This is a genomic window from Ornithinimicrobium carbonis (genome assembly GCF_977012275.1).
Genome location: NZ_OZ348993.1, coordinates 3,271,709 through 3,297,174 on the forward strand (window position 1 = coordinate 3,271,709; position 25,466 = coordinate 3,297,174).

Below are 25,466 nucleotides of genomic sequence, written 5' to 3' on the forward strand. Positions count from 1 at the left end.
CGGCGGTCAGGGGCGGACGAGGTCGTCGCCCGGGGCAGGAGCGCCTGAGCACCGGCTCACCCAGTCGACGACCCCTGGCCAGTGGGGCGCGTCCGGGCGGATCAGACCCAGGTGGTCCAGGCCCGGCACCACCGTCAGCCCGACATCGTCACCGAGCTCCCTGGCCCGACGCAGGTAGGCCTCGCTGTGCGAGAGCGGCACCCTGGTGTCCGCGTCCCCGTGCACCAGGAGGGTCGGTCGTCCCACCGGCAGCTGGTGCAGCGGCGACCCCTCGGCATACGCCTCGGGCCGTTCCTGCGGAGGCTCCGGTATGACGCCGCGCACCGCGTCCTCCCCCAGCCTCTCCTCGCGGGTGCGGGCAAGGTCGGTCACCGGGGCGAGCGCCACCACCGCGTCGACCTGCCCTGCGGTGAGGAGCGCCAGCTGGCCGCCGACGGAGTGCCCTACGCTCACGACCGGCAGGTGAAACCGAGACCCTCGGAGGTGGTCGCGCACGGCCCCCAGCGCGGCCGTGGCGTCGACGAGCGACGTCGGCCATGCGCCGGACCTCTCCTCGCCGGCGGGCGGCTGAGGGTCCTTCACGCCGAGCCGGCGGTACTCGACGTTGGCGACCCACCAGCCGCGGTCCAGGAGGTCCTGCGCCAGCGGGTCCATGAGCGCCTTGGTGAACCGCGCCCTCCAGTAGCCGCCGTGCAGCAGGACCGCCGCACCCGCAGGGACCCCGAGCGGCTCCAGCACCTCGACCACCTGGTCCGGTGACCCGCCGTACCTGAGCGTCGTCGTCATGCCCCCATCCTGCACCGGGCATCATGGGCACATGGCCGGTCACGAAGTGTTTCTGCTCGACGCTGTGCGCACGCCGTTCGGCAAGCTGCGGGGCGGGCTGTCGCACGTGCGCACCGACGACCTCGCGGCCGCACCGCTGCGGAGCCTGATGGCCCGCCACCCGGGCCTCGACCCTGCCCGCGTCGAGGACGTGTACTACGGCAACACCAACGGGGCGGGCGAGGAGAACCGCAACGTCGCCCGCATGGCCGCGCTCCTCGCCGGGCTGCCCGTCACGGTTCCGGGCGTCACCGTCAACCGGCTCTGCGGTTCCGGCTCGGAGGCCCTGGTCCAGGCCGGCCGTGCCGTCGCGGTCGGTGACGCCGACCTGGTGGTCGCCGGCGGTGTCGAGGGGATGAGCCGGGCGCCTTACGTGCTGCCCAAGCCCGACGAGGCGCTGCCACGACGCATGGAGCTGCACCAGACGACCGTCGGGTGGCGGATGGTCAACCCCGCCTTCCCTGCGGACTGGACGACGTCCTTGGGCGCTTCCGCCGAGCTGGTGGCGGGGGACCGCGACATCGGGCGCGAACAGATGGACGACTATGCGGTGCGCTCGCACCGTCTCGTGCACGCCGCCTACGAGGCCGGGCTGCACGAGGGGTTCGTGGTGCCGTTCGAGGGTGTCGAGCGGGACGAGTCGCTCCGACCTGAGGCCTCGATGGAGTCCCTCGGGGCGCTGCGCCCGGCGTTCACCGAGAACGGAAGCGTCACGGCCGGCAACTCCTCACCCGTGAACGACGGAGCGCTGGCCGCGCTGGTCGGCACCGCGCGGGCGGCGGACGAGCTGGGGGTGCACCCACTGGCGCGGATCGTGGGCTCGCGCACGGTCGGTGTGTCACCAGAGCTCTTCGCCGTGGCTCCGGTGCCGGCGATCCAGCAGCTGCTGGAGCGGACCGGGCACCGCGCGGACGACGTCGACCTGTGGGAGATCAACGAAGCGTTCGCCGCCGTGGTGCTGTCGGTGCTGCACGAGCTGCCGGAGATCGACCCGGACAGGGTCAACGTCAACGGAGGTGCGATCGCCATCGGGCACCCGCTCGGCGCGAGCGCCCCCCGCGTGGTGGTGGACCTGGCCCGCGAGCTGCGGCGCCGCGGCGGCGGGCTCGGCGTGGCCGCGGCCTGCATCGGCGTGGGTCAGGGCACCGCGGTTCTGGTCGAGGTGCCACGCACCTGACCCGGGTCACCCCCCCGAGCCAAGGACGCCGCCGCCCCCGTCGCTCGGGATTCGCGGCACTTCGTCTTTGAGGGTGGGGTCATAGGTTCAGCCCTCCGCCGATGAGGAGCATGCGCAGGCGGTAGTTCTCGAAGTTGGTCAGGCCTCGTGCGATGCGGCGGTGGAGCTCGATGAGGCCGTTGGTGGCCTCGGTGCCGCCGTTGGTGGCGCCGGTGTCGAAGTAGGCCAGGAACGCCTCTTTCCACTTGCGCAGGGTCCGGCCCAGGCGGGCTACCTCGGGGATCGGGCAGGAGGGGAACGAGGCGACGATGCGCTCGGCGATCTTGCGACCCTCGGCCTTGTCCCATGCTTGTAGGCGGCGCGCAGCTGCTGGGCGCACTGCCAGGTCAGGTCGACCTTCTCGTGTTCGGCGTGCGCGGCGAAGGCCCGTTCGATGCGCCCGCGCTGCTTGTCGGTGAGGTTCTCGGAGCCGGCGCGCAGGACGTTCTGGATCCCGTACAGCGGGTCGCCCTTGCGACCACGGTGCCCGGTGGTGTCCTGCTGCACCCGCCGCCTCATCTCGTCCACACACTTGGTGCCCAGCGCGACGACATGGAAGGCGTCCAGGACCGCCGTGGCGTCGGCCAGCTCATCGCCGATGGCGCTCTTGTACCCCTGGAACGGGTCGAGGGTGGCCACGTCCACACCCGCGGTGAACTCCTCCCCGCGTGCCTCCAGCCAGTCGGCGTACGCGGCCCGGGTACGACCCTGGACCGGTCCAGCAGACGGGCACTGACCTCCCCGTTCTCATCGACGGTCAGGTCGACCATGCCGGTCAGCTCCTTGGGTCCTCGGCCGCCGTCCTCGGGCGCCCAGGTGGAGACGTGGTGCCACACGTGCTCGTCCACCCCGGGGGCGGTGACGCCGGCGAAGCGGGACTCCTCAGCGGCGGCTGCGGTCAAGATCGGCTTGATCGCGGCCCACACCGTGCGCCACCGCACCCCGAGCTGGCGGGCCACGCCCTGCACCGAGGCGTGCTCGCGCCGGATCTGCGCGATCGTCCACCGCGCGGCACGGGTGGTGAGCAGCCCACGAGGGCGGGCCAGGTCCAGTTCCTGTTCGGTGAACGTGACCTTCTCGCAGGCGTCCTCGCGGCACCGGTAGCGGCGCTTGTGCCACAGCAGCACGACCGGGGTGGGGGTTCGTCCGGCGAGTCGCCGAAACTCGGTAAGCAGGGACTGAGCACGAGGAGGGGCCCCGGTCGCTCGACCGGAGCCCCTCCCGCTGCTGTGACGACCGGCTACCGGTTGTCGATGTCGACCACCGTCAGCTCCATGACGCCGTCGCCGTCGTTGTGCGAGACGGCGCCGAGGTGCCACTGATCCGCGGTCGCCCCGGTCCACGACGCGGTGACGGTCTCCGTGGCGCCGACGCTGGCCGCCGCCGGCCCGTCGACGGTGAGGCTGCCGTCGTCTGCCGACGGGTCGGCCTGCAGGACCCACAGGTAGCTCGTGACCGACGTCGTCGGGTCCACGGTCTGCCACCCGTGGATGTAGACGCTGTAGGTGTCGTCGGCGGGCAGGACCAGGTCGATCTGCTCGTCGGTGCCACCGTTGGTGCTGGAGGCGACCAGGTTGCCGGCCGAGTCGTGCACGAACAGGTCGATGTCGACATCAGGGTCCGTGACGCCGTCCGGCGGGATCACCACCCGCAGCAGGGCGGCGTCCGTCGTCGTCACCTCGTGGGCCACGGCGCCGTTGCCCACGTCGCCCGGGTCGAACGTCTGGTCCGGGTCCTGGGCGACGTCGTCCACCCACACGGTGGCGGGAGTCAGGCCGTGGTCGCCGGCGGTGTACTCGCCGTCATAGCCGAACGTGACGTCGAAGCTGACGGACCCGGCCTCACCGGAACCGGTCACCTCGTCCGGGACGCTCAGCAACGAGGCGCGTGCGGCGATGGGGCTGGTCGCGTCGTAGCTGCCGCTGCTCCAGGTCAGCGATCCGAAGCGCCAGTCCCCGATCTCGGCGTCCAGGGTGTTCAGCGTGACCGTGTAGGAGGCGGACTCGCCCGGGCCGAGCTCCAGCGTCGTCGGCGAGACGACGGCCTCGAACCCTTCCGGGGCGTCCACCGACACGGTGTAGGTCTGTGCCGTGTCGGACACGCTCGTGACCGTGCGGGTCACCGTCTTCGTGCCGGGCACGTCCGAGACGCCGATGGAGGGGACGTTGAGGTCCTCCGACTCCATCGGAACACCCCGGCCCTCGACGAACGCGCAGCTGCCCGCCGTGAAGGTCCCGGGGGCGGCGTCGCACAGGAACCCGACGTACTCGAACAGCCCCGCGTCGTAGACCAGGCCGGGGTCGAAGGACGAGCCGGTCTCCGTGGGCGAGCCCGGGGCGACGTGACCGGCGCCCATCTCGAAGGGTGTGGCCGGGGTCAGGCGGTCGTTGCTGCGCACGTCCTGGCTGGCCGTGGTCATCAGCGCCGACTTGGCCGCGGCGGCCGACCAGTCCGGGTGCTCCTGCTTGAGCAGCGCGAACAGCCCCGCGACGTGCGGGCTCGACATCGAGGTGCCGGCGATCGACTGGAAGTCGTTGCCGCCCGGGTCCGCGTAGGGGCTCGCACCGGCGAGGATCTGCAGCCCCGGTGCGGTGACGTCCGGCTTGATCAGGTCGAGGGCGACCGTGTCCGGCCCGCGTGAGGAGAACGACGTCATGGACGGGGCGCCCTCGAAGACGCCGGCTGTCGCGGTGTCGACCAGGGCGGCCGTGGCCTTGCGCAGCGGCTTGCCGGCGATGTAGGCCTTGATCGCCAGACCCGGGGTGTTGTCCACGTGCACCGTGGGGACGTGGTGGTTGTCCGTCATGCGGTCGCCGGCGTCGTCGTTCTCGTACATGATCATCCCCGCGCCACCGGCCTGCTGCACCGCCAGGCTCTTGTCGGTCCGGGCGATCACACCCCGGCGGCACAGCACGATGGCGTCCCGCACGACCCCGGGCTTGAGGGTCCCCGGCAGGCACAGGTCGGCGTCGGGCGCGGTCGGCCTTCCCTTGTAGGCGAAGGCGGCGTCCACGAGCGGGGTCTGGTCGGGCACGTCGTCCGTCAGCGATGCGCCGACATAGCTCTCGCCGTTGCCGAGCTCGATCGTGCCCTGCCAGAACCGCGACTGGGTGCTGGCGCCGACCGTCGTGATCCACGGCACGCTCCCGGGCCCACCGATGGTCCCGGCCCCCGGACCCGAGTTGCCGCCTGAGGTGGCGGCGAAGACGCCCGCGTCCGCCGCGAAGAGGAACGCGAGGTCGTCCGCGCCGTTGAGAGAGGCTCCGCCGCCGATCGAGTAGTTGATCACGTCGACGCCGTCGGTCACGGCCTGGTCGATCGAGGCGGCCAGGTCCGAGGAGAACCCGCCGAGCGTCCCGAGCCCCTTGTAGGCAATGACGTGGGCGCCCGGCGCGATGCCGGAGACCTCGCCGAGGTCCTGGCCCTCGATGGTGGCGGGCACCCCGGCATTGCCCGCCGCCGTGGAGGCGGTGTGGGTGCCGTGCCCGTTGTCGTCGCGCGCCGAGTCGAACTCGAAGGGCTCGGCGCCGACGACGGACCGGTAGGTCTCGAGCATCTGCCGTGCGCCGAGCAGCTTGTTGTTGCAGTCGAAGGGGGCGTCGGCCGCGTTGTGCTCGGAGTTGCCGAACTCGCACGGGAGGTCCTCGGGCACGTCCTCCGGGGCGGCCGGGTAGCTGCCGTCGTCGGCGAAGCTCAGGTGCTCGGGCCAGATGCCGGTGTCGATCACACCGACCACGACGCCCTCGCCGGTCAGGCCGTTGGCCCACGCGCCACCGGCGCCCGTCAGACCGAGAAACTCGGGGCTGGAGTCGGTGGTGGCCTCCCGCCACACGTCTGGCAGGACCAGCCTCACGTCCTCACGCGCGGCCAGCGCCGTCGCCTGCTTGTGGGACATCTGCGCCGAGAACCCGTTGAGGGCAACGGTGTAGTCGTTGAGGATGCGCACGTCCGCCGCATCGGCCGCGCGCGCATGCTCTGCCCGCATCTCGCGGCCCTTCGCCCGTCCGGACGGCGTGTCGATCCGGTCGCGGCCGACGGTGACCACCAACGGATCCTCCTCCATCAGGACCACGTAGCTGCCGGTCTCGCTCTTCTCCACGACCCGGCCGTCGAAGGTGAGCTCCGCGTCGTCAGGTGCGGCGGAGGCGATGGAGGCCAGCCCCATCGACATCCCGATGCTCATCGCCCCGACCACTGCCCAGGTCCTGCGCCCTCTGTGCCCCATGCTCGTTCTCCTTGTCCCCGGTAGCGCCGTCGCAGCCGAGACGTGCGCGCGGCACCGGCGACATCGGCGTCACCCTGCCTTGCGTGAGCGCACCCGCAGGACGCTAGCGCTCGCTTTCCCCCGGGTCAATGGTCCTGCAGCGCCTCCCGCCGGCCGCGCCGGACCCCGGCCTCGAAGACCACCGTGCTGACGAGAGTGACGAGCACGAGCGGCAGGACGAAGACCACCATCAACAGGGTGAACCCCTCGAGGGCGTCGTGGTTGATCGCCTGGAGCACGACATACCCGACGTAGGCGCCGTAGAGCAGGACGAACAGCCCGCCCTCCCACCGGGCGACGCAGAAGCCGGTCAGGACCACCGGCAACAGGGCCACGCTCGCCGCCAGCATGAGCGGGATGTCGAGGGCGACCGCGGCCGGGGCGACGGGCAGGCCGCCGGAGGAGATCACCGCCGGAAGGCCGAGCACCAGCCCGAGGTTGGCGATGCAGCTGCCCAACGACGAGCAGGGCGACGTCCGCGACGACGAGGAGCAGCGAGACGACGAGCCGGGCGGGTGGCTTGCCGGCCTCGGTCTCGTCCGGGGCCTGCGCGGCGGCCTTCCGACGCCGCGGACCACCACGGTCAGCACCGTGTGCACGACCATCGCCACGAGCAGCAGCACGCCCTCCCCGGTGGAGAGCCGGCCGTCCAGGGCGAGGACGAGCAGCAGCACCGGCAGCCCCACGAGGAACGGCACGTCGAAGCGCACCAGCTGTTCGCGCACACTCAGCGGCAGCACGAGCGCCGAGATGCCCAGGATCAGCAGCACATTGGCGGCGTTGGAGCCCACGACGTTGCCGACGGCGAGGTCGGACTGCCCGTCGAGCTCGGCGCCGACGCTCACCGCCAGCTCCGGCGAGGACGTCGCGACCGACACCACCGTGAGGCCCACCACCAGCGGGCTGAGTCCCACCCGCACGGCGAGCGACGACGCGCCCCGGACGAGCAGCTCACCACCGGCGACCAGGAGGACGAGCCCGAGGAGGATGCGGCCGGCGTCGCGGTCCACGCGCACGCACACTAGGGGCGAAGGGCCCCACGTCCTGCGGAGCGGCCCACCAGCCACCGGCCCGCCTACGGCCGCACGAGCCCCGACCGGTAGGCGAGCGCCACGTGAAGCACGGCGCGTCGACCAACCGAACCGTCCGCCGGCCCAGCGACTCGGCCACCACTCCGCAGGCCGGGCACCCGACCGGCCCTGGTGTCGACTCCACCGTGACGGTGAGCAGGTCCGGGCCGCGGTCGACCGCCAGCACATGCAGGCCCTCCAGCCCCAGGAGCAGGTCGCAATTGTGGCAGTACGCGCCGCCGGCGCCCAGGGCACGGCAGCACGACGTAGGGTGATTCACGTCGAGGTCCTTGGAGATCAGGAGAGGTCAGAGTCCTCTGATCATCGGGGACCTCGACCCCGTCCCCGCCTCACCCAGCCCGTCGGCGCGCCGCGCTCACCCCACCCTCGAAGACGAAGAGCCGGATTCGCCTCAGAAGTCGGCGCTGGGTCGCCAGCTGCCGAACTCCTCCCTCAGGACCGCGACCACCTCGCCGATCGTCGCGTAGGCCCTCACCGCCTCGATCGTGGCCGGCATCACCGACCGGCCGGCCCGCACGTCCTCCCCCAGGCGGGTGAGGGCCGCGTCGACGGCGGCCTGGTCGCGGCTCTGGCGCAGCCGGCGCACCGACTCCGCCTGCGCCTGCTCGGTGCCGGGGTCGATCGTGAACACCTCGAGCGGCTCGGTCCTGGCGGGGAACGTGTTGACCCCGACCACGGTCCGTTCCCCGGACTCGACCGACCGGGCCAGCCGGTAGGCCGCCTCCGACAGGTCCCGCGCGAACCGGCCCGACCCGATGGCCTCCAGCGCGCCGCCACGCTCCTCGACGTCCTCCATCAGCGCCCAGATCGAGGTCTCGAGCTCGTCCGTCAGCGTCTCGACGGCGTACGAGCCGGCGAAGGGGTCGAGGGTGGTGGTGAGGCCGGTCTCGTGGGCGACCACCTGCTGGGTGCGCAGCGCGAGGGTCGCGGCCGCCTCGGTCGGGACGCCCAGCGCCTCGTCGTAGGCGGACACGTGCAGCGTCTGCACCCCGGCCAGCGCCGCGATCGTCGCCTCCACCGAGGTCCGGACCACGTTGTTCATCGGCTGCTGGGCGGTCAGCGTCGAACCGGCGGTGAACGCGAAGATGCGCAGCTGCTCCGAGCGCGGGTCCGTGGTCCCGTAGCGCTCGCGCATGAGGCGCGCCCAGACCCGTCGGGCCGCCCGGAACTTCGCGACCTCGGGCAGGACGTCGGTCGTGATCGCCAGGAAGGTGAACAGCGTCGGTGCCACCTGGTCCACGTCGATCCCTCGGCGCACGCACTCGTCCAGGTAGGCACGGGCGTTGGCGAACGTGAACGCGATCTCCTGCGTCGCCGACGACCCGGACTCGCGGATGTGGTAGCCGCTCATCGCCAGCGGCACCCAGCTCGGCGCCTCGCGCGCGACGTACTCGATGCAGTCGACCGACAGCCGCAGCGAGGCCTCCGGCGGGAAGATCTGGGTGCCGCGGGCGATGAACTCCTTGAGCACGTCGTTCTGGATGAACATGCCGAACCGGTCCGGGTGCACCCCGCGCTTCTCAGCGAGCGCGACGAACAGCGCGGCCCACAGGTAGCCGATGGAGTTGGCGGTGGTGCGGACCTGGGACAGCTCCTCCAGCGGTATGCGGTCCATCAGCACCTCGATGTCGGCGAGGCTGTCGATGGCCACGCCGACCCGACCCACCTCGCCGGCCGCGCGCGGGTCGTCGGAGTCGATGCCCATCTGGCTCGGCAGGTCCATCGCCACGGAGAAGCCGGTGACGCCCGCGTCCAGCAGCGCGCGGAAGCGGGCGTTGGACTCCTTGGCGGTCCCGAAGCCGGCGTACTGGCCCATGATCCAGACCTTGGGCTCGGCGCTGACCCCCCGCGTGTAGGGGTACTCGCCCGGGTGCTCCGCGCCCTCCGGCGCGTAGTCGACCCGGAGCTGCGGATCCTCCCAGCTCACGGCATACCTCCTGGGCTCACGAGCCCTCCTCCAGCTGCGCGCGCAGCTGCTTCTTGGCGATCTTGCCGGTGGAGTTGAGGGGGAACTCCTCCACGACGCGGACCTCCTTGGGCTTCTTGTACGACGCCAGGCGGCTCGCGCAGTGCTCGCGCACCTGGTCCTCGGTCACGCGGGTCCCGGCGCGCGGGGTCACGAAGGCGACGACCCGCTGTCCCCAGTCGGGGTCGGTGACCCCGAGCACCGCGACCTGGGCCACGTCCGGCAGCTCGGCGACGACCTCCTCGACCTCGCGCGGGTAGATGTTGTAGCCGCCGCTGATGATCATGTCGCCCTTGCGGTCGATCAGCCAGAGGTGGCCCTCCTCGTCGAGACGACCCAGGTCGCCTGTGTGCAGCCAGCCGTCGACGACGGCCTTGGACAGGTCGCTGCGCTGCGCGGCGTTGTAGTAGCCGGCCATGACGTGGTCGCCGCGGGTGATGACCTCACCGACCTCACCGGGCGCGAGGCGACGGCCGTCCTCGTCGACGACGGCGAGCTCGACGCCGAGCGCCGGGCGGCCGGCGCTGGTGAGCAGCTCCGGCTCCCCGCCCAGGCCGCGCGCGTGGTCCGCGGCGTCCAGGACGGTGACCGGCGGGATCGCCTCGACCAGGCCGTAGTACTGCACCAGGTGGGGCGTGAGCTGGTCGTGCGCCCGGCGCATCTGCTCGGGCGGCATGGGGGCGCCCGCGTAGCCCAGCATCTTCAGCCCGGCGAGCTCCTCCCGGGTGGCGCCGTGCGACATCAGGCGCGCGACCATCGTCGGCACGAGCGCGGAGTGGGTGGCGCCCCGCTCGACGACCGCCTCGACGAAGGTCTGCGGGTCCCACGTCGGCAGCACGATCTGCCGCGCGCCGGCGACGAGGAAGGGCAGCACGAACAGGCCGCTGGTGTGCGTGACCGGGCCGGCGTGGACGTAGCAGTCGTCGGGGCCGGGCGGGCCGTCGAGGACGTCCTGGGTCATGTTCACGATCGAGGCGAACCAGTTGCGGTGCGTGCGCTGCGCGCCCTTGGGGTGACCGGTCGTGCCCGAGGAGTAGTGCAGGCCGCACAGGTCGTCGGGTGCGCGGACCGGCAGCGTCCCGGCGGTGGCGTCGCTCGCCAGAGCTTCGAGGGAGGTCTCGGGGCCGTCGCCGACCACGACCACGTGCGGCACCTGCTCCCGCACCGGCGCGATGTCGTCGGCGAACCGCTCCGCGTACACCAGTCCCCGCGCGCCGGAGTCGGCGGCGATCCGCTGCCAGTCGCTCGGGTGCAGCCGGTAGTTGAGGGCGACCCGCACCAGCCCGGCGGCGCGGATCGCCAGGTCGGTCTCGACGTAGGTGGTGCTGTTGCTCTGCAGGTCCAGGACGCGGTCGCCGGGCTCGAGCCCGAGCGCGAGAAGGCCGCCGGCGACACGGCTGACGCGGTCGGCGAGCTCGGCGAACGTCCGCCTCTGGGAGGCGTCGGTGCCCTCGATCGCGACCCGGTCGCCGAAGCGGTGGCCGGCCCGGGTGACCAGCGTGCCGATGTCCATGGCGTCAGTCTCCTGCTTCCTGGGGTATGGCGAGGGCCGCGTCGAGGATGCGTGCTCCCCGGCCCTGGGCCAGCACCGTCACCGGGTTGAGGTCGAGCTCGGCGCCGGGCGGGAGGGCTGCAGCGACGTCGGCAACGGCCAGGACGGTGTCGACGAGCGCGGCCCGGTCGGCGGGGCCCTGACCGCGGACGCCGTCGAGCAGGCGGGCCAGCCGGGTCTCGTCGAGCATCTCCTCCACGTCCTGGCGGTCGACGGGCAGCAGCCGCAGGGCGACGTCAGCTACCAGCTCGGTGAGGATCCCGCCGACGCCGACCGTGAGCACCCGTCCGAGCGGGCTGTCGGTGGTGCCGACGAGCGCCTCGACGCCGCCGGGCACCATCTCCTCGACGAGGACGGAGCCACCCATCGCGGCGAGGCGGTCGAAGACGTCCGGGGCAGCCTCCGCGGTGACGGCCAGGACCACGCCGCCGGCGTCGGACTTGTGGAGCAGGCCGGGGACGACGGCCTTGAGGACCGCGAGCCCGCCTGCCTCCTCGACCGCGGCGACGGCGTCGGCGCGGTCGAGGGCGATCCGCCCGACCGGCACCGGCAGGCCGTGCCGGGCGAGGGCCTGCTTGAGCGCGTCCTCGCCCATGTCCCAGGACAGCTCCAGGTCGACCGGGGACGAGGTCGGCCGGTCCCGGTGCTCCGACGCAGCCATCCGGCCGAGGGCGGCGAGCGCCCGGACACCGCGCTCGGGGGTGGGGTATGCCGGGAGGCCGGCGGCGCGCATGGCGGCGCCGGCGTCGGGGGCCAGGTGGTCGGCACCGGTGCGCACGACGACGACGGGGACGTCGCGGGTTTCCCGGACCCGCGCGAGGGCCGCGACGACGTCGTCGACGTCCTTGCCGGTGAGGACGCAGAAGCAGGCGACGATCGCGTCCACGTTCCCGTCCTCGGCGATCACGCTCAGCGCCCTGTCAAAGAGGGCCGGGTCGCTCATCACCGAGGCCGTGACGTCGACCGGGTTGGCCGTCGAGCCGAAGGCCGGCACGATCTCCTCCAGCGCGGCCAGCGTCGGCTCCGACAGGGCCGCCAGCTCCAGGCCCCTCCCCGCGGCCTCGATCGCGTCGGCCGCCAGGATCCCGGACCCGCCGGAGGTCGTCACGACCGCGACGCGGCGCACCTGCCGTCCCCGCACCGACGGGACCAGGCCCATGACGTCACCGACGTCCAGCAGCTCCTCGATGTCGTCGACCCGCACGACCCCCGCCTGCCGCAGCGCCGCGTCGACGACCCTGTCCCCGGTCGCGAGCGCTCCCGTGTGCGAGGCGGCCGCCCGGGCTCCGGACTCCGACCGGCCGGCCTTCAGCACCGCGACGGGCACGCCGGAGGCGACCACCTGCGCCAGCGCACCGACGTCGGTGAGCGACTCGGCATACCCCAGGATCCCGGTGCACCCGGGCTCCCGGGCGATCTCGGCCATGACCTCGGCCGCACCGATGTCGGCCTCGTTGCCGGTGTTGACCACCCAGCCGAGACCGAGCCCGCGCTGGAACGCGAGCGAGACCGCGCCATACCCCAGGGCACCGCTCTGGCTGACGAAGCCGAGGCCGCCCGGAACCAGCTCGGTCGACTCCCCCGAGAACAGCGGGCTGAAGGAACTGACCTGCCCGCTGCCCGTGCCGACGGTGCCGATGCAGTTGGGCCCCAGGACCCGGACGCCCAGCTCCCGGGCCACCCCGACGAGCTCGTCCTGCAGCGCGGCGCCCGTCTCCCCGGTCTCGGCGAAGCCGCTGGAGCAGACGATGACGACGGGCACACCGGCCGCGGCGCAGTCGCGCACCCCCCCGACCACCTTGTCCGCCGCGACCATCAGCATGGCCAGGTCGACCGGCCCGTGCCGGCCCGCGTCGACGACGGAGGCGTACGACGGCAGGCCGCAGACGGGTGCGCCGTCGGGCCGGACCGGGTAGACACCGCCGGCATAGCCGTAGCGCCGGAGGAACTCGACCGGCAGGCGGCCCACCGCGCCGGGGCGGTCGCTCGCCCCGACGACCGCGACGCCGCGGGCCTCCCAGAGGGGGCGCAGGGTCACCGGCCGGGCCTCCACCGTGCGTGCCGGGCCTGCGGCTCACCCTCACGGACCAGCTGCAGCCGCGGCTTGGGGCCGTCCGAGCGCCCACCCTGCGGCTTGCGCCGCCCGGCGCGCCACGGTTGCGGCCACACCGCACCGGGTCCGTCGTAGTCCTGCTCGACGGCCGCGTGCAGGGTCCAGCTCGGGTCGTAGAGGTGGGCCCGGCCGACGGCGCACAGGTCGGCGCGGCCGGCCAGGACGATCGAGTTGACGTCGTCCCAGGAGGAGATGATCCCGACCGCGATCGTGGGGATGCCGACCCGGTTGCGGATCGCGTCGGCGAAGGGGGTCTGGTAGGAGCGGCCGAACGCCGGCTGCTCGTCCGGCGTGACCTGCCCGGAGGAGACGTCGATCGCCGCGGCACCGGCGTCCTTGAAGGCCTGGGCGATCTGGACGGCGCCCTCGACGTCGATCCCGCCCTCGGTCCAGTCGGTCGCCGAGATGCGCACGGTCATCGGCCGCTCCGCCGGCCACACCTCCCGCATCGCGGCGAACACCTCCAGCGGGTAGCGCAGCCGACCCGCCAGATCGCCGCCGTAGTCGTCCGTCCGCTGGTTGGTCAGGGGCGAGATGAAGGAGGAGAGCAGGTAGCCGTGCGCGCAGTGCAGCTCGAGCAGGTCGAAGCCGGCCTCGGCGCCGCGGCGGGCCGCCTCGACGAACTCGTCCGTGATCTGCTCCATGTCGGCCGGGCTCAGCTCGCGCGGGACCTGGTTGACGCCCTCCCGGTAGGGCAGGGGCGAGGGGCCGACCACCTCCCAGTTGCCCTCCTCCAACGGCTCGTCGATGCCCTCCCACATGAGCTTGGTGGAGCCCTTGCGGCCGGAGTGGCCGATCTGCAGCCCGATCTTCGCCGACGACAGGTCGTGCACGCTCTGCACGATCCGTCCCCAGGCCGCGGTCTGCTCCTCGCTCCAGATCCCGGTGCAGCCCGGCGTGATCCGGCCCTCCGGGGACACGCAGACCATCTCGGTCATGACCAGCCCGGCCCCGCCCATGGCCTTTCCACCGAGGTGGACCAGGTGGAAGTCGGTCGGCATGCCGTCGCCGGGAGAGACGTACATGTCCATCGGGGAGACCACGACGCGGTTGGTCAGCTCGAGCTCGCCCAGACGGAAGGGCTGGAACATCGGCGGGGTGTCCGGCCGGCCGCCGGGCGTGGACCTGGCGAACCACTCGTCGATCCTCGTCACGAACTCGGGGTCGCGGACCTTGAGGTTGTCGTGGGTGACCCGTCGGCTGCGGGTCATGATGTTGAAGGCGAACTGCTCGGGGTCCTGCGAGACGTACTGTCCGAGGTTCTCGAACCACTCCAGGCTCGCCTGCGCCGCCCGCTGGGTGGACTCGACGACCGGTTTGCGCTCGGCCTCGTAGGCCGTGAGCGCCTCGTCGACCGAGCCCTGCTCGTGCAGGCAGGCCGCGAGCGCGAGGGCGTCCTCCATCGCCAGCTTGGTGCCCGAGCCGATCGAGAAGTGGGCGGTATGCGCGGCGTCGCCGAGGATGACGACGTTGCCCCGCTCACCGGCGCGCCACGTCTCGTTGCGCACCGTGGTGAAGGTGATCCAGCGCGAGTTGTTGGCGAAGATGTCGTGACCCTCGAAGATGTCGGCGCACAGCTCGCGGACGCGCGCGATCGACTCCTCGTCGCTCTCCCCCGGCGCCCACTGCCTGCCCTCGGACGCGTCGAAGCCTGCGGCACGCCACACGTCCTCGTGCATCTCCAGGATGAAGGTCGAGCCGGTGGCGTCGTAGGGGTAGCCGTGCACCTGCATGACACCCCACGGGGTGCGCAGGATGAAGAACTTGAAGGCGTCGAAGACCTTGGAGGTCCCGAGCCACATGTACTTGGCGCTGCGCGCGTCGAGGGTGGGCCGGTAGGTCTGCCCGAAGCGACGGCGCACGGCCGAGTTGAGCCCGTCGGCGGCGAGCACGAGGTCGTGGTCGCGGGCCAGCTCCTCGACGTCCGGGGCCTCGGTCCGGAAGTGCATGGTGACACCGAGTTCGCGGCAGCGGGCCTGCAGGATCTCCAGGAGCCGCTTGCGCGTCATCGCCGCGAAGCCGTGGCCGCCCGAGGTGAAGACCTGCCCGTCGAGGTGGACGTCGATGTCGTCCCAGCGCGCGAAGTCGCGCTGCATCGCCTCGAAGACCGCGCGGTCGGCGTGCTCGATGCCGCCGAGGGTCTCGTCGGAGAAGACCACCCCGAAGCCGAAGGTGTCGTCGGGGGCGTTGCGCTCCCACACCGTGATCTCGTGGGACGGGTCGAGCGCCTTGGTGAGCGCTGCGAAGTAGAGCCCACCGGGGCCTCCCCCGATGATCGCGATGCGCATCCACCGACTCCTTCGCCGTTGTCGTTGCCAGCACCGGCAGACTATGTTGACTTCACGACGGTCGTCAATGACACGGAAGAAGGTTTGCGATGGCGGGCGAGGGCGCGTTCGGCGGGAAGGTCGCCGTGGTGACCGGCGGGGCGGGCGGCATCGGACGGGCGGTCGGCGAGGGCTTCGCCGCCGAGGGTGCCGCCGTGGCGGTCCTCGACGTGCAGGGCACCGAGGAGGCCGCGGCCGCGCTCCGCGAGGGGTATGGGGTGCCCGCCCGGGGTTACGAGCTGGACGTCAGCGACCGGGACGCCGTGGTGGCGGTGATGGACTCGGTGCTCGCCGACCTGGGCGGCCTGGACGTGCTGGTCACGCTGGCCGGCGGGTCGCTGGGCACGCCTAAGGGCCTGGACGAGATCGAGCCCGAGCACGTCGACCTCGTCGTGGACGTTAACGTCAAGGGCACCTTCTACTGCGCCCAGGCCGCGCTGGCCCGGATGCCCGACGACGGCGCGGTCGTGACGGTGTCCTCGATCGGCGGGCGGCAGCCCTCCCCCGTGACCGGCGTGCCGTACGCCGCGTCCAAGGCCGCGGTGCTGGGCCTGACCCGCCGGCTCGCCCGCGAGGTCGGCGGCCGCGGACAGCGCGTGAACGCGGTCGCGCCCGGCCTCTTCCTCACCGGGCGCCTGCAGCAGATGTACGACGAGATGCCGGCGGGCGAGCGCGACGAGGTGCTCGGCGCCATCCCCCTCGCGCGCTTCCCCGAGCTGCGCGAGATCGTCGACCCGGTGCTCTTCCTCGCCGGTCCGGGGGCGTCCTACATCACCGGCGTCGTGCTCGACGTCAACGGCGGCCGCTTCATGCCGCTCTGAGCCGACACCCAAGGTGTATAGATGGGACATGGCGCGCACGAACGTCGGCATGGACGACGAACTGGTCACCACGGTGATGCGGCGCTTCGGGCTGCGCACCAAGGAGGAGGCCGTCGACCTCGCGCTGCGTCGGCTCGCCGGCCCCGTACCCACGCGTGAGGAGCTCCTCGAGCTCGAGGGCACCGGCTGGGACGGCGACGTCGACGAGCTGCGCTAGATGCCGTGTCCCCCGGCCTCAGGAGGTCAGCGCCGCCCGCACCTCGTCTGGCCACGGGGTCGCCGGAGGCCCCTCGCCGTCGTGCGGGCCCTGCCCGGAGCGGCTGCCCACGTTGACGCAGACCATCCGTCCCCGCGCGGCAGGCCCGCGCGGACCCTCGACCTCGAAGCCGTAGACGAGCGAGGAGCCGCCCACCTGCTCCACCCACAGGGAGGTGGTCACCTCGTCGCGGAACCACAGCCGGTCGAGGTAGTCCACCTCGTAGCGCACGCGGGGCACGGCGCCGTAGAGCTGCGGCAGGCCCAGCGTGGTGTGCAGCTCGTTCTCGGCCGCCTCGACCCAGCGGATGACCGCGGAGTGGTGGTAGTGCCCGGCGGCGTCGGTGTCGCACCAGTCGACGACGCGGGTGACGCTGGCCCGGGTCACGAGGAGGCGCCCTCCTTGGCCTCCCGGCGCAGCACGAAGCGCTGCACCTTGCCGGTCGAGGTGCGCGGGAGGGCGTCGATGAAGTCGATCTGCCGCGGGTACTTGTAGGGCGCGATGATCCCCTTGACGTGGTCCTGGAGCGCCTTGCGCAGCGTCGCCTCGCCCTCCGCCCCGCCGAGCGCGGCGACCCCGCCGCGCGGCACGACGTAGGCCTTGACCACGTGCCCCCGGTCCTCGTCCGGGGCGCCCACGACCGCGCACTCCATGACCTCGGGGTGGGAGATGAGCGCCTCCTCGACCTCGGTCCCGGAGATGTTGTAGCCCGAGCTGATGATCATGTCGTCCGAGCGCGCCTGGTACCAGAAGTAGCCGTCCTCGTCCCGGATGAAGGTGTCACCGGTCAGGTTCCAGCCGTCCTGGACGTAGAGCACCTGGCGCTCGTCGGCGAGGTAGCGGCACCCGGTCGGACCCTTGACCGCGAGCCGCCCGGGGGTCCCGTCGGGGGCGTCGCGGCCGGCCTTGTCCACGATCTTGGCCTGGTATCCCGGGACCGGCCTGCCCGTCGAGCCGGGCCGGATGTCGTCGTCGGCCGCGGAGATGAAGATGTGCAGCATCTCGGTGGAGCCGATGCCGTCGATGAGCCGGAGCCCGGTCTCCTCGTTGACGCGCTCCCAGGTGTCCCGCGGCAGGTGCTCGCCCGCGGAGACCGCGCGGCGCAGGGTGCGCAGCTGCGGCGCCTTCCCCTTCGCGAGCATGGCCCGGTATGCCGTGGGAGCGGTGAAGCAGACCGTGGCGCCGTGCTCGGCGACCAGGTCGGCCAGCTGCTCGGGCGTGGCCTTCTCGACCATGAGCGTGCTCGCGCCCACCCGGAGGGGGAAGACGACCAGCCCGCCGAGGCCGAAGGTGAAGGCGATCGGCGGCGTCCCGATGAAGACGTCGTCGGCCCGCGGCTGCAGGACGTAGCGGGAGAAGGTGTCGGCGTTGGCCAGGATGTCCCGGTGGAAGTGCATGGTGGCCTTGGGGCGGCCGGTCGTGCCGGAGGTGAAGGCCAGCATCGACACGTCGTCCGCGGCCGTGTCCACGTCGTCGAAGACGTCGGGCTTGCTCTCCGCCAGGGCGGTGATGTCCGCCAGACCCTCCACCGCGCCCCCGTAGGTGAAGGTCCGCAGGTCCTTCACGCCGGCCCGCAGCAGGTCCTCGGTGAAACGGTGGTCGCAGATCGCGATGTCGAACCGCCCGACCTCCCCGATCGCCGCCAGCTCCTTGGGTCGCAGCATCGGCATCGTGGGCACCACGACGCCACCGGCCTTGAGCACGGCGAACCAGACCGCCACCAGCCAGGGGTTGTTCGGCCCGCGCAGGAGCACCCGGTTCCCCGGGACGAGTCCGAGGTCCTCGACCAGCACGTGGGCGACCCGGTTGGCGCGGGCCCGCAGCTCGCCGTAGGTCCACCGCGTGCCGTCGGTCGCGAGCACGCAGGGCCGGTCGGCACCGCCCGGCATGCCGTCGATGACGTCGTCGAGCAGCACCGTGGCCGCGTTGAGACGCTCGGGGTAGTGCACCTCGGGCACGTCGAAGCAGAACTGCGGCCACAGCTCCCGTGGCGGCAGGTTGTCGCGGCAGAAGGTGTCGACGTGCGCGCTCGGGGTGAGCTCGTTCTGCGGCATCGGGGCCCCTCTCGTCTCGCTCCCGCCGGCCACGGTGCCGACAGGCTCCCAGTATGTTAGTTGCATGACGACAGTCAAGGGCACGCTATCTGCCGTCCCTGTCGCACCGCGCGACGGCCGCGGCGCCGACGCCGGGCTGCGCGCCTTCATCGTGACCATCTACGGGCTCTACGCCCGCGAGGTCGGCGGCTGGCTCAGCGTGAGCACGCTCATCCGCCTCATGGCCGAGCTGGACGTCGACGAGCCGGCCGTGCGCTCCTCGATCTCCCGCCTCAAGCGCCGGGGGATCCTGGAGGCCGAACGGCTCGACGGCCGCGCCGGCTACGCCCTGTCGGCCCAGGCGCGCGAGATCCTGGAGGCGGGCGACCGACGCATCTTCCGCCGCCGCCGGGGGACGCTCGACGAGGGCTGGGTGCTCGCCGTCTTCAGCGTCCCCGAGTCCGAGCGGCAGCGCCGGCACACCCTGCGGTCCCGGCTGTCCTGGCTCGGGTTCGGCTCCGTCGGCCCCGGGGTCTGGATCGCACCCGCCCACCTGCAGGCCGAGGCCCGGGAGGTGCTGGTCCGGGAACAGCTGGCGGACTACGTCGACCTCTTCGAGGCGAACTACCTCGGCTTCGGGCGGGCGGCCGAGCAGGTCGGCTCCTGGTGGGACCTGCAGAGCCTGGAGGAGCTCTACCGGCAGTTCTGCGACGACCACGCGCCGGTGCTCGCCCGGTGGCGCGCCCGGCGCAGCAAGGACGACCCCGGGACCGCCTTCGCCGACTACGTGCGCGTGCTCACCTCCTGGCGCCGCCTGCCCTACCTCGACCCCGGTCTGGCACCCGAGCTGCTCCCCCGGGACTGGTCCGGCACCAGGGCCGCCGACCTGTTCTTCGCCCTGCAGCGCAGGCTGGAGGGACCCTCGCACACGTTCGTGGACCAGGTGCGCTGAGCGCCTCAGATGCCCAGCAGCTCCTCGGCCTTGGCCCGGTTGCGGCGGAACTCCTCGACGGGGACCTCCCACCGCACCGCGCCCTTCTGCATGACGACGACATGGTCGGCGACGGAGAGTGCGAGACGCAGGTTCTGCTCGACGATGAGCACGGACATGCCGGCGTTGCACACCTCGTGCACGACGTCGGCGACCTGGTGGACGACCGAGGGCGCCAGCCCGTCGGAGGGTTCGTCGAGCAGGAGCACGGTGGGGTTGGTCAGCAGGGCACGCCCGATCGCGAGCATCTGCTGCTCGCCCCCGGAGAGCTGGTCGCCCCGGTTGCGCAGCCGCTCCGCCAGCCTCGGGAGGAGCTCGAGGACGCGCTCCTGGGTCCAGTCGCCCTTGCGACCCGCGCGGTCGGCGACGTCGAGGTGCTCGGCCACCGTCAGCGGTGCGAAGACCCGGCGCCCCTGGGGCACCAGCCCCACGCCGAGCCTGGCGATCCGGTCCGGACGGGCGCCCGCGACCTCCTGGCCCGCCACGGTGATCGAGCCCCTCATCGGTCGGACCAGCCCCATGATCGTGCTCACGAGGGTGGACTTGCCGACGCCGTTGCGCCCGAGGAGGGCGAGCACGCCCCCCTCGGGCAGGTCGAGGTCGACGTCGTGCAGGACCCGGGAGCCGTCGTAGCCGGACACGAGGCCGCGGACGGACAGGATCGGGTCCGCCGCTCCCGGTCGGCCCGTGCCGCCCCGACCCGCGCCGCCCCGACCCGGGCCCTCCTGGCTGGTGCTCGTCATACCTCTCCCTCGATGAACAGCTCGGAGGTGTCCTCCGCGCCGAGGTAGGCATTCTGCACCGCGTCGCTGGCGCGGACGTCGTCGGGCGCACCGGTGAGCAGGTGCTGGCCGAGGTGCAGGACGGTCACCTCGTCGGCGACACCGAACACGAGGTCGAGGTCGTGCTCGACGAGGAGAACGGTGACCTCCGACGGGAGCCCGAGCACGATCTCCTGGAAGGCCGCCGTGTCGGCGGGCGACATGCCGGCCGCCGGCTCGTCCAGGAGCAGGACCGAGGGAGAGGTGGCGAGGGCGACGGCGACCTCGAGCTGGCGACGCTCACCGTGGGAGAGGGCACCGGCGGCCTGTCCGGCCCGGTGGTGCAGGAAGAGCTGCTCCAGGACGGCGTCGGCCTCCTGCACCAGCGCCCGCCGCCGCGCGACCGCGCGCCAGGGTTGCGCCTGGACCCCGTGCCGGCGCTGGACGGCCAGCATGACGTTCTCCCGCGCGGTCGCCGTGAGGAAGAGTGAGGAGTGCTGGAAGGTGCGCACGAGCCCGCGCCGGGCCCGGGCGTGCTCGGAGAGCGAGGTGACGTCCTCGCCGCGCAGCCACACCCGCCCCGAGGTGGCCCGCAGCGCACCGGCGACGAGCGCGAAGAGGGTGGACTTGCCCGCCCCGTTGGGTCCGATGACCGCGTGCCGGCTTCCGGGCCGCACCTCGAAGCTCACGTCCTCGACGGCCTTGAGGCTGCCGAAGTGCCGGGAGAGGCCCTCGACCCGGAGGGCGGGCTGCTCGCTCATGCCGGCGTTCCCGCCGGCGACGCGCTCCGGCTGGTCGACCCGGGCGACCGTCCGCCGCGGTCCCGGGGGAAGATCCGCCGCCACTGCGCCCGCCCGCCCGCGATGCCCTGGGGCAGCAGGTAGACGGTCAGCACGAAGAGGATGCCGAGCAGGAGGGAGGAGTGCCCGGAGAACATCTGGCCCAGGTAGTCGCGGGTGAAGACCACCAGGAGCGCCCCCAGGCAGGCCCCCCACATCGAGCCGACACCACCGACGATCACGGCGAGCAGGGCCAGGGCCGAGATCGAGAACCCCATGTCGCCGGGTGCGACGAACCGCTGCGAGGAGGTCCACAGCGACCCGGCCAGCGCGGCGAGGCCGCCGGCGTAGACGTAGGCCGCCAGGGCGTAGGAGTCGGTGCGGTAGCCGACGGAGCGCAGCCGGGGCTCGTTGTCGCGCATCCCGCGCAGCGTCAGCCCGAACGGCGAGCGCAGCAGGACGTGCACCCCGACGTAGGCCAGGACGGCGACGGCCAGCACGTAGTAGTAGACAAGGCCCTCGTTGACGAGCCCCTCGCCACCGGGTGCGACCACGACCGGGGGTATGCCGCTGAGCCCGTCGGTCCCGCCCGTCACCCGGTCGAGTCGACCGGCGGCCGAGTAGGCGATCTCGCCGATCGCCAGGGTGATCATGAGGAAGGCGACGCCGCGGCCCCGGATGGCCAGCGGGCCGGTCAGCACCGCGGCGACCACACCGGCCAGGGTGGCCACCAGGAGCTGCACGACGCCGAGCTCGGACCAATGGATCCCCACGAGCGCCCCGGTGTAGGCGCCGACGCCGAAGTAGGCCGCCTGGCCCAGCGTCGGCATGCCCGTCACGCCGGTGAGCAGGTTGACGCTCATGGCGAGCACGGCGAAGATCACGGCGCGGGTGAAGGTCATCACCGTGAAGGTCCCGAAGACCCACGGGACCGCCAGCAGCAGGGCGACCACGGCCGCGACCAGAAGCGCCGTGCGCACCGGGAACGGGCGCCGGGAGGGGGTGCGCGACGGCATACCCGTCGTCCGCGTGCTCATGCGCGCGCCGGGGCGAACAGGCCCTGCGGGCGCAGGGCGAGGACCAGGAGCATCGCCCCGAAGAGCAGGAAGGGCGCGTAGGCCGGCACGACGGCGACGCCGAGCGTCTGCACCTGACCGATGAGCAGGGCACCCAGCAGCGCGCCGCGGACCGAGCCGAGCCCGCCGATGACGATGACGACGAGGGAGAGCACCAGGACCCGCTCGTCGATGCCCGGGCCGGGCGCGATGATGGGCGCGCCGAGGACACCGCCGACCGCCGCGAGGGCCGCGCCGAAGCCGAAGACGCCGAAGAGGATCTTGCGGGTGTCCACGCCCATCGCGCGCACCATGTCGCGGTCCGCCACCGTCGCCCGCACGAGGGCGCCGACCGAGGACCGCTCGAAGGCGAGGTAGACGAACGCCGCCAGCAGACCCGCGACGCCGATGAAGACCAGGCGGTAGAGCGGGTAGGCGTTGCCCAGCAGCGAGATGGAGCCGCCGAGGGCGCTCGGCGGCGCCGTCGGCAGCACCTCGGCACCGAAGACCATGATCAGCAGCTCGCCCGCGATGAGCATGATGCCCAGAGTCAGCGCCGCCTGGTCCAGATGCCCCCGGCCCTGGAGCGGCGCCACGGCAGCGGCCAGGAAGGCGCCCCCCAGCAGCCCCACGACCAGCCCCACCACGAGCGCGACGAGCAGGCCGAGCCAGCTCCCGTCCGACAGCGCGTACGCGGTGTACGCGCCGGCCAGGTAGAGCGTGCCGTGCGCCAGGTTGAGCACGTCCATCATCCCGAACACCAGGGACAGCCCCACGGCGAGGGTGAACAGCAGGAGACCGTAGGCCACCCCGTCCACCATCGAGACGAAGTTCGCGTCGAGCCAACCGATCATGAGGTCGGGAGCATGCAGGAGCGTCCGGGGACCGTCGCGCCCGCTGCCTCAGTCGCTGCCCAGCTCACCGAGCTCCTGCACCACGACGTTGGTCAGCTCCCCGTCGACCTCTTGGACCTCGCGGAGGTACCACATCTGCACGGGGGTGCCGATGTCGGACCACGACCACGTGCCGCGCGGCGACTCGACCTCGGTGATCTCGCCGATCGCCGTGTTGATCGCCTCGGAGTCGGCCCCGCCCGCAGCCTCGATGGCCATGTCGAGGACCTTGGCGGCGTCGTAGGAGGCCATCGCGTAGGTCGTCGGGTTGCGGTCGGTCTTGGCCTTGTAGGCCTCGACGAAGCTGGTGTTGAGCTCGTTGTCGAGGTCGTAGTTGTAGTTCATCGCGGTGAAGGTGCCCTCGGCCGAGTCGCCCTGACCCTGCAGGACTCCACCCTCGGTGAGGAAGCCGGCCGAGTAGTGATCGATCTCGCCCTTGAGGCCGAACTGGTCGTACTGCTTGACGAACTCGACCGCCGCGCCGCCGGCGTAGAAGGAGAAGAGCGCCGCGGCGTCGGAGGACAGGGCGTTGGCCAGGAACGGCTGGAAGTTCGTGGTGCCCGGGAAGGGGGTGTAGACCTCGTCGACGATCTCGCCGCCGGCGGGCTCGAAGGTCTTCTTAAAGCCCTCGACCTCGTCCTTGCCGGCCTGGTAGTCGGCCGCGAGGAAGTAGACGCCGCCGTCGACGTTCTCGGCGACGTAGGCACCGAGCGCCTCCCCCGGCTCGTCGTTGACGTAGGAGGTGCGCCAGATGTAGGTGGCGTCGGTGAGCGTCGTGGGTGAGGCGTTGGAGCCGACGAGCGGGATCTTGCTGGTCTCGAAGAGGTCCGCGACACCGTTCATCACCGCGGAGTTGACCACGCCGGTGACCACCGCGACCTCGTCCTGCTTGACCAGCTTGTCCGCGGCCGCCTTGCCGGAGTCGGCGGTCTCGCCCTCGTCGGCGAGGATCACCTCGACCTCGAGGCCACCGAGCATGTTGTCGTGCTCCTCGAGGTAGACCTCGAAGCCGGCCTTCATGTCGTCGCCCAGGCTCTTGTAGACCCCGGACTGCGGCACGAGGAGGCCGACCTTGATGGGGCCCTCGGCCGTGGCGTCATCGCCGTCGCCCCCGCCGTCGCCGCCGCCGCCGAGGGTGCCTCCTCCGCAGCCGCCCAGGACGAGCGCTCCGGACGCGACCAGGGAGAGCATGGATGCCGTGCGTCGAGTGGTCATGTGCGCAGAACCTTCCTCAGGTGGTGCGGACGCCCCGTCGCGCCGCGTGTGTGATGTGCACCATATGCCGTGCCCGTGTCGCTCGTCCACAACCCGACACACGTGTCCGCCACACGTGTCAGCGCAGCAGCGCCATCCCCTGGACCTCCACGAGGGCCTCGACGTCCCAGAGCCGGGACACCCCGATGCCCGCCGTGGCCGGGTAGTGGCTGCCGATGAGCGTCTTCCAGACGCGGCCGATCTCGCGGGCGTGAGCCTTGTAGTCGTCCATGTCGACGATGTAGATCGTCAGGCTGGCCAGGTCGGTCGGCTGACCGCCGGCCGCGCGCAGGGCGGTCAGCAGCGAGGTCAGCGCGACCTCGAACTGGTCGACGACCGTGTCCCCCACGATCCTGCCCTCGCGGTCCAGCGCCGTCTGTCCGGCGAGGAACACCACCCGCCCGGTGCCCACGACGGCGTGGCTGAAGCCCTTGGGCTCCCCCAGCTCCGGCGGGTTGACGAGCTCCATACCGCTACCGCTCCCCTGCATCATGACTGGAGCCCTCCTCCGTCGACGTTGATGCCCTGACCGGTCATGCCGCCGTTGCGGACGCAGGTCAGCACGGCCTCGACCACCTCGTCGACCGTGATGAGCCGGTTGATCGGCTGCTTGGCCTCCAGCGCAGCCCGGGCCTGCTCGGGCGTGCGGCCGGTCTTCTCCACAATTCCCCGCACCGTCGCCTCGGTCATCGGCGTGTCGACGTACCCGGGGCACACCGCGTTGACGGTGACGCCGGTCCGGGCCAGCTCCATGGCGGCCGATCGGACCAGCCCCAGCACGCCGTGCTTGCTGGCGGTGTAGGCGGAGATGTAGGGCTCCCCGAGCTTGGCCGCCACCGAGGCCACCACGACGATCCGACCGTGACCGGCCGCCTTCATCGCCGGGATGGTGCGGCGCAGCATCCGGAACGGCGCGGTGAGGTTGAGGTCGAGCATCTGCTGCCACTGCTCGTCGGTGGTCTTCTCCACCGAGGCCGAGACCCCGGCACCGGCGTTCGCGACGACGACCTCGGGTCCCGCCCACTGCTCCTCGATGCTGTCAAGAAGCTCCTCGACCGCGCCGGGCGAGGTCATGTCGGCCGGCAGCACGAGCGTGGGACCGGGGCAGGCGGCCGCTGTCTCCTCGAGCTGCTCCCGGCTGCGCGCGGTGAGGGCGACGGCATACCCCTCCTGGCTCAGCGCGAGCGCGACTCCGGCGCCGATGCCGCGCCCGGCTCCGGTGACCAGGGCGACGGGCATTCCGGGAGGTGGCGGCATGGCGGCGACCTT

General features: G+C 72.3%; 20 protein-coding genes and 1 pseudogene. 4 read left to right on the plus strand and 17 right to left on the minus strand.

The window, feature by feature from the left end; genetic code table 11:
- Positions 1-6: 6 nt before the first annotated feature.
- Positions 7-786, minus strand: coding sequence for an alpha/beta hydrolase family protein (locus tag ACWHYA_RS15065; protein WP_425940953.1), 780 nt, complete (start codon positions 784-786; stop codon positions 7-9).
- Positions 787-817: 31 nt separating this feature from the next.
- Between ACWHYA_RS15065 and ACWHYA_RS15070 the strand changes: the two genes are divergently transcribed.
- Positions 818-2,002, plus strand: coding sequence for a thiolase family protein (locus ACWHYA_RS15070; protein ID WP_425940952.1), 1,185 nt, complete (start codon positions 818-820; stop codon positions 2,000-2,002).
- Positions 2,003-2,081: 79 nt separating this feature from the next.
- On the opposite strand, the pseudogene ACWHYA_RS15075 reads toward ACWHYA_RS15070, so the two are convergent.
- From ACWHYA_RS15075 to ACWHYA_RS15105, 7 genes and pseudogenes are all read right to left on the minus strand, one after another.
- Positions 2,082-3,171: pseudogene (locus ACWHYA_RS15075) on the minus strand (ISL3 family transposase); the annotation flags it as partial.
- Between the two features lie 110 nt (positions 3,172-3,281).
- Positions 3,282-6,224, minus strand: coding sequence for a S8 family peptidase (locus ACWHYA_RS15080; protein ID WP_431473743.1), 2,943 nt, complete (start codon positions 6,222-6,224; stop codon positions 3,282-3,284).
- Between the two features lie 167 nt (positions 6,225-6,391).
- The gene (locus ACWHYA_RS15085) at positions 6,392-7,315 is read right to left on the minus strand and encodes a sodium:calcium antiporter (RefSeq protein WP_425940948.1); all 924 of its coding nucleotides are present in this window, start codon (positions 7,313-7,315) and stop codon (positions 6,392-6,394) included.
- 472 nt (positions 7,316-7,787) lie between these two features.
- A complete protein-coding gene (locus tag ACWHYA_RS15090; protein ID WP_425940946.1) occupies positions 7,788-9,323 on the minus strand; it encodes an acyl-CoA mutase large subunit family protein in 1,536 nt (511 codons plus the stop codon).
- A gap of 16 nt (positions 9,324-9,339) precedes the next feature.
- A complete protein-coding gene (locus ACWHYA_RS15095) occupies positions 9,340-10,875 on the minus strand; it encodes an AMP-binding protein (protein ID WP_425940944.1) in 1,536 nt (511 codons plus the stop codon).
- 4 nt (positions 10,876-10,879) lie between these two features.
- Positions 10,880-12,952: an acetate--CoA ligase family protein gene (locus tag ACWHYA_RS15100; protein WP_425940942.1), complete on the minus strand. Its 2,073-nt coding sequence runs from the start codon at positions 12,950-12,952 to the stop codon at positions 10,880-10,882.
- On the minus strand, positions 12,949-15,315 hold the full coding sequence (locus ACWHYA_RS15105) for a bifunctional salicylyl-CoA 5-hydroxylase/oxidoreductase (protein WP_425940940.1): 2,367 nt from the start codon (positions 15,313-15,315) through the stop codon (positions 12,949-12,951). The genes ACWHYA_RS15100 and ACWHYA_RS15105 overlap by 4 nt, the downstream gene beginning before the upstream one ends.
- Before the next feature lie 89 nt (positions 15,316-15,404).
- Here ACWHYA_RS15105 and ACWHYA_RS15110 point away from each other — a divergent pair, with 89 nt between their 5' ends.
- Both ACWHYA_RS15110 and ACWHYA_RS15115 read left to right on the plus strand, forming a co-directional pair.
- Positions 15,405-16,175 (plus strand): SDR family NAD(P)-dependent oxidoreductase, encoded by a 771-nt coding sequence (locus ACWHYA_RS15110; RefSeq protein WP_425940939.1) that lies wholly within the window; start codon positions 15,405-15,407, stop codon positions 16,173-16,175.
- Between the two features lie 28 nt (positions 16,176-16,203).
- The gene (locus ACWHYA_RS15115; RefSeq protein ID WP_425940938.1) at positions 16,204-16,392 is read left to right on the plus strand and encodes a type II toxin-antitoxin system VapB family antitoxin; all 189 of its coding nucleotides are present in this window, start codon (positions 16,204-16,206) and stop codon (positions 16,390-16,392) included.
- 18 nt (positions 16,393-16,410) lie between these two features.
- Here ACWHYA_RS15115 and ACWHYA_RS15120 read toward each other — a convergent pair whose 3' ends face one another.
- Together ACWHYA_RS15120 and ACWHYA_RS15125 are read right to left on the minus strand one after the other, a co-directional pair.
- On the minus strand, positions 16,411-16,818 hold the full coding sequence (locus ACWHYA_RS15120; RefSeq protein ID WP_425940936.1) for an acyl-CoA thioesterase: 408 nt from the start codon (positions 16,816-16,818) through the stop codon (positions 16,411-16,413).
- Positions 16,815-18,485 (minus strand): AMP-binding protein, encoded by a 1,671-nt coding sequence (locus tag ACWHYA_RS15125; protein WP_425940935.1) that lies wholly within the window; start codon positions 18,483-18,485, stop codon positions 16,815-16,817. The genes ACWHYA_RS15120 and ACWHYA_RS15125 overlap by 4 nt, the downstream gene beginning before the upstream one ends.
- A gap of 64 nt (positions 18,486-18,549) precedes the next feature.
- Between ACWHYA_RS15125 and ACWHYA_RS15130 the strand changes: the two genes are divergently transcribed.
- Positions 18,550-19,416, plus strand: a complete 867-nt coding sequence (locus ACWHYA_RS15130; protein ID WP_425940933.1) for a PaaX family transcriptional regulator — start codon at positions 18,550-18,552, stop codon at positions 19,414-19,416.
- A 5-nt stretch (positions 19,417-19,421) separates the two neighbouring features.
- Here ACWHYA_RS15130 and ACWHYA_RS15135 read toward each other — a convergent pair whose 3' ends face one another.
- The 7 genes from ACWHYA_RS15135 to ACWHYA_RS15165 form a co-directional block, all read right to left on the minus strand.
- On the minus strand, positions 19,422-20,198 hold the full coding sequence (locus tag ACWHYA_RS15135) for an ABC transporter ATP-binding protein (RefSeq protein ID WP_425940931.1): 777 nt from the start codon (positions 20,196-20,198) through the stop codon (positions 19,422-19,424).
- Positions 20,195-20,977, minus strand: coding sequence for an ABC transporter ATP-binding protein (locus ACWHYA_RS15140; RefSeq protein ID WP_425940929.1), 783 nt, complete (start codon positions 20,975-20,977; stop codon positions 20,195-20,197). Before ACWHYA_RS15140 ends, ACWHYA_RS15135 begins: the two co-directional genes overlap by 4 nt.
- Positions 20,974-22,032 (minus strand): branched-chain amino acid ABC transporter permease, encoded by a 1,059-nt coding sequence (locus ACWHYA_RS15145; protein ID WP_425940927.1) that lies wholly within the window; start codon positions 22,030-22,032, stop codon positions 20,974-20,976. The genes ACWHYA_RS15140 and ACWHYA_RS15145 overlap by 4 nt, the downstream gene beginning before the upstream one ends.
- A complete protein-coding gene (locus tag ACWHYA_RS15150) occupies positions 22,029-22,904 on the minus strand; it encodes a branched-chain amino acid ABC transporter permease (RefSeq protein WP_425940925.1) in 876 nt (291 codons plus the stop codon). The genes ACWHYA_RS15145 and ACWHYA_RS15150 overlap by 4 nt, the downstream gene beginning before the upstream one ends.
- A 48-nt stretch (positions 22,905-22,952) precedes the next feature.
- The gene (locus ACWHYA_RS15155; RefSeq protein WP_425940924.1) at positions 22,953-24,158 is read right to left on the minus strand and encodes an ABC transporter substrate-binding protein; all 1,206 of its coding nucleotides are present in this window, start codon (positions 24,156-24,158) and stop codon (positions 22,953-22,955) included.
- 118 nt (positions 24,159-24,276) lie between these two features.
- A complete protein-coding gene (locus ACWHYA_RS15160; RefSeq protein WP_425940922.1) occupies positions 24,277-24,690 on the minus strand; it encodes a RidA family protein in 414 nt (137 codons plus the stop codon).
- Positions 24,687-25,454, minus strand: a complete 768-nt coding sequence (locus ACWHYA_RS15165; RefSeq protein WP_448095605.1) for an SDR family NAD(P)-dependent oxidoreductase — start codon at positions 25,452-25,454, stop codon at positions 24,687-24,689. The genes ACWHYA_RS15160 and ACWHYA_RS15165 overlap by 4 nt, the downstream gene beginning before the upstream one ends.
- Positions 25,455-25,466: the final 12 nt, after the last annotated feature.

Bases quoted from the DNA above. Each gene is read 5' to 3' on its own strand.
- ACWHYA_RS15110 (WP_425940939.1), top strand. From the start codon at position 15,405: ATGGCGGGCGAGGGCGCGTTCGGCGGGAAGGTCGCCGTGGTGACCGGC.
- ACWHYA_RS15080 (WP_431473743.1), bottom strand. From the start codon at position 6,224: ATGAGCATCGGGATGTCGATGGGGCTGGCCTCCATCGCCTCCGCCGCA.
- ACWHYA_RS15165 (WP_448095605.1), bottom strand. From the start codon at position 25,454: ATGCCGCCACCTCCCGGAATGCCCGTCGCCCTGGTCACCGGAGCCGGG.
- ACWHYA_RS15105 (WP_425940940.1), bottom strand. From the start codon at position 15,315: ATGCGCATCGCGATCATCGGGGGAGGCCCCGGTGGGCTCTACTTCGCA.
- ACWHYA_RS15150 (WP_425940925.1), bottom strand. From the start codon at position 22,904: ATGATCGGTTGGCTCGACGCGAACTTCGTCTCGATGGTGGACGGGGTG.
- ACWHYA_RS15065 (WP_425940953.1), bottom strand. From the start codon at position 786: ATGACGACGACGCTCAGGTACGGCGGGTCACCGGACCAGGTGGTCGAG.
- ACWHYA_RS15140 (WP_425940929.1), bottom strand. From the start codon at position 20,977: ATGAGCGAGCAGCCCGCCCTCCGGGTCGAGGGCCTCTCCCGGCACTTC.
- ACWHYA_RS15070 (WP_425940952.1), top strand. From the start codon at position 818: ATGGCCGGTCACGAAGTGTTTCTGCTCGACGCTGTGCGCACGCCGTTC.
- ACWHYA_RS15130 (WP_425940933.1), top strand. From the start codon at position 18,550: ATGACGACAGTCAAGGGCACGCTATCTGCCGTCCCTGTCGCACCGCGC.
- ACWHYA_RS15115 (WP_425940938.1), top strand. From the start codon at position 16,204: ATGGCGCGCACGAACGTCGGCATGGACGACGAACTGGTCACCACGGTG.
- ACWHYA_RS15145 (WP_425940927.1), bottom strand. From the start codon at position 22,032: ATGAGCACGCGGACGACGGGTATGCCGTCGCGCACCCCCTCCCGGCGC.
- ACWHYA_RS15135 (WP_425940931.1), bottom strand. From the start codon at position 20,198: ATGACGAGCACCAGCCAGGAGGGCCCGGGTCGGGGCGGCGCGGGTCGG.
- ACWHYA_RS15125 (WP_425940935.1), bottom strand. From the start codon at position 18,485: ATGCCGCAGAACGAGCTCACCCCGAGCGCGCACGTCGACACCTTCTGC.
- ACWHYA_RS15160 (WP_425940922.1), bottom strand. From the start codon at position 24,690: ATGATGCAGGGGAGCGGTAGCGGTATGGAGCTCGTCAACCCGCCGGAG.
- ACWHYA_RS15095 (WP_425940944.1), bottom strand. From the start codon at position 10,875: ATGGACATCGGCACGCTGGTCACCCGGGCCGGCCACCGCTTCGGCGAC.
- ACWHYA_RS15155 (WP_425940924.1), bottom strand. From the start codon at position 24,158: ATGACCACTCGACGCACGGCATCCATGCTCTCCCTGGTCGCGTCCGGA.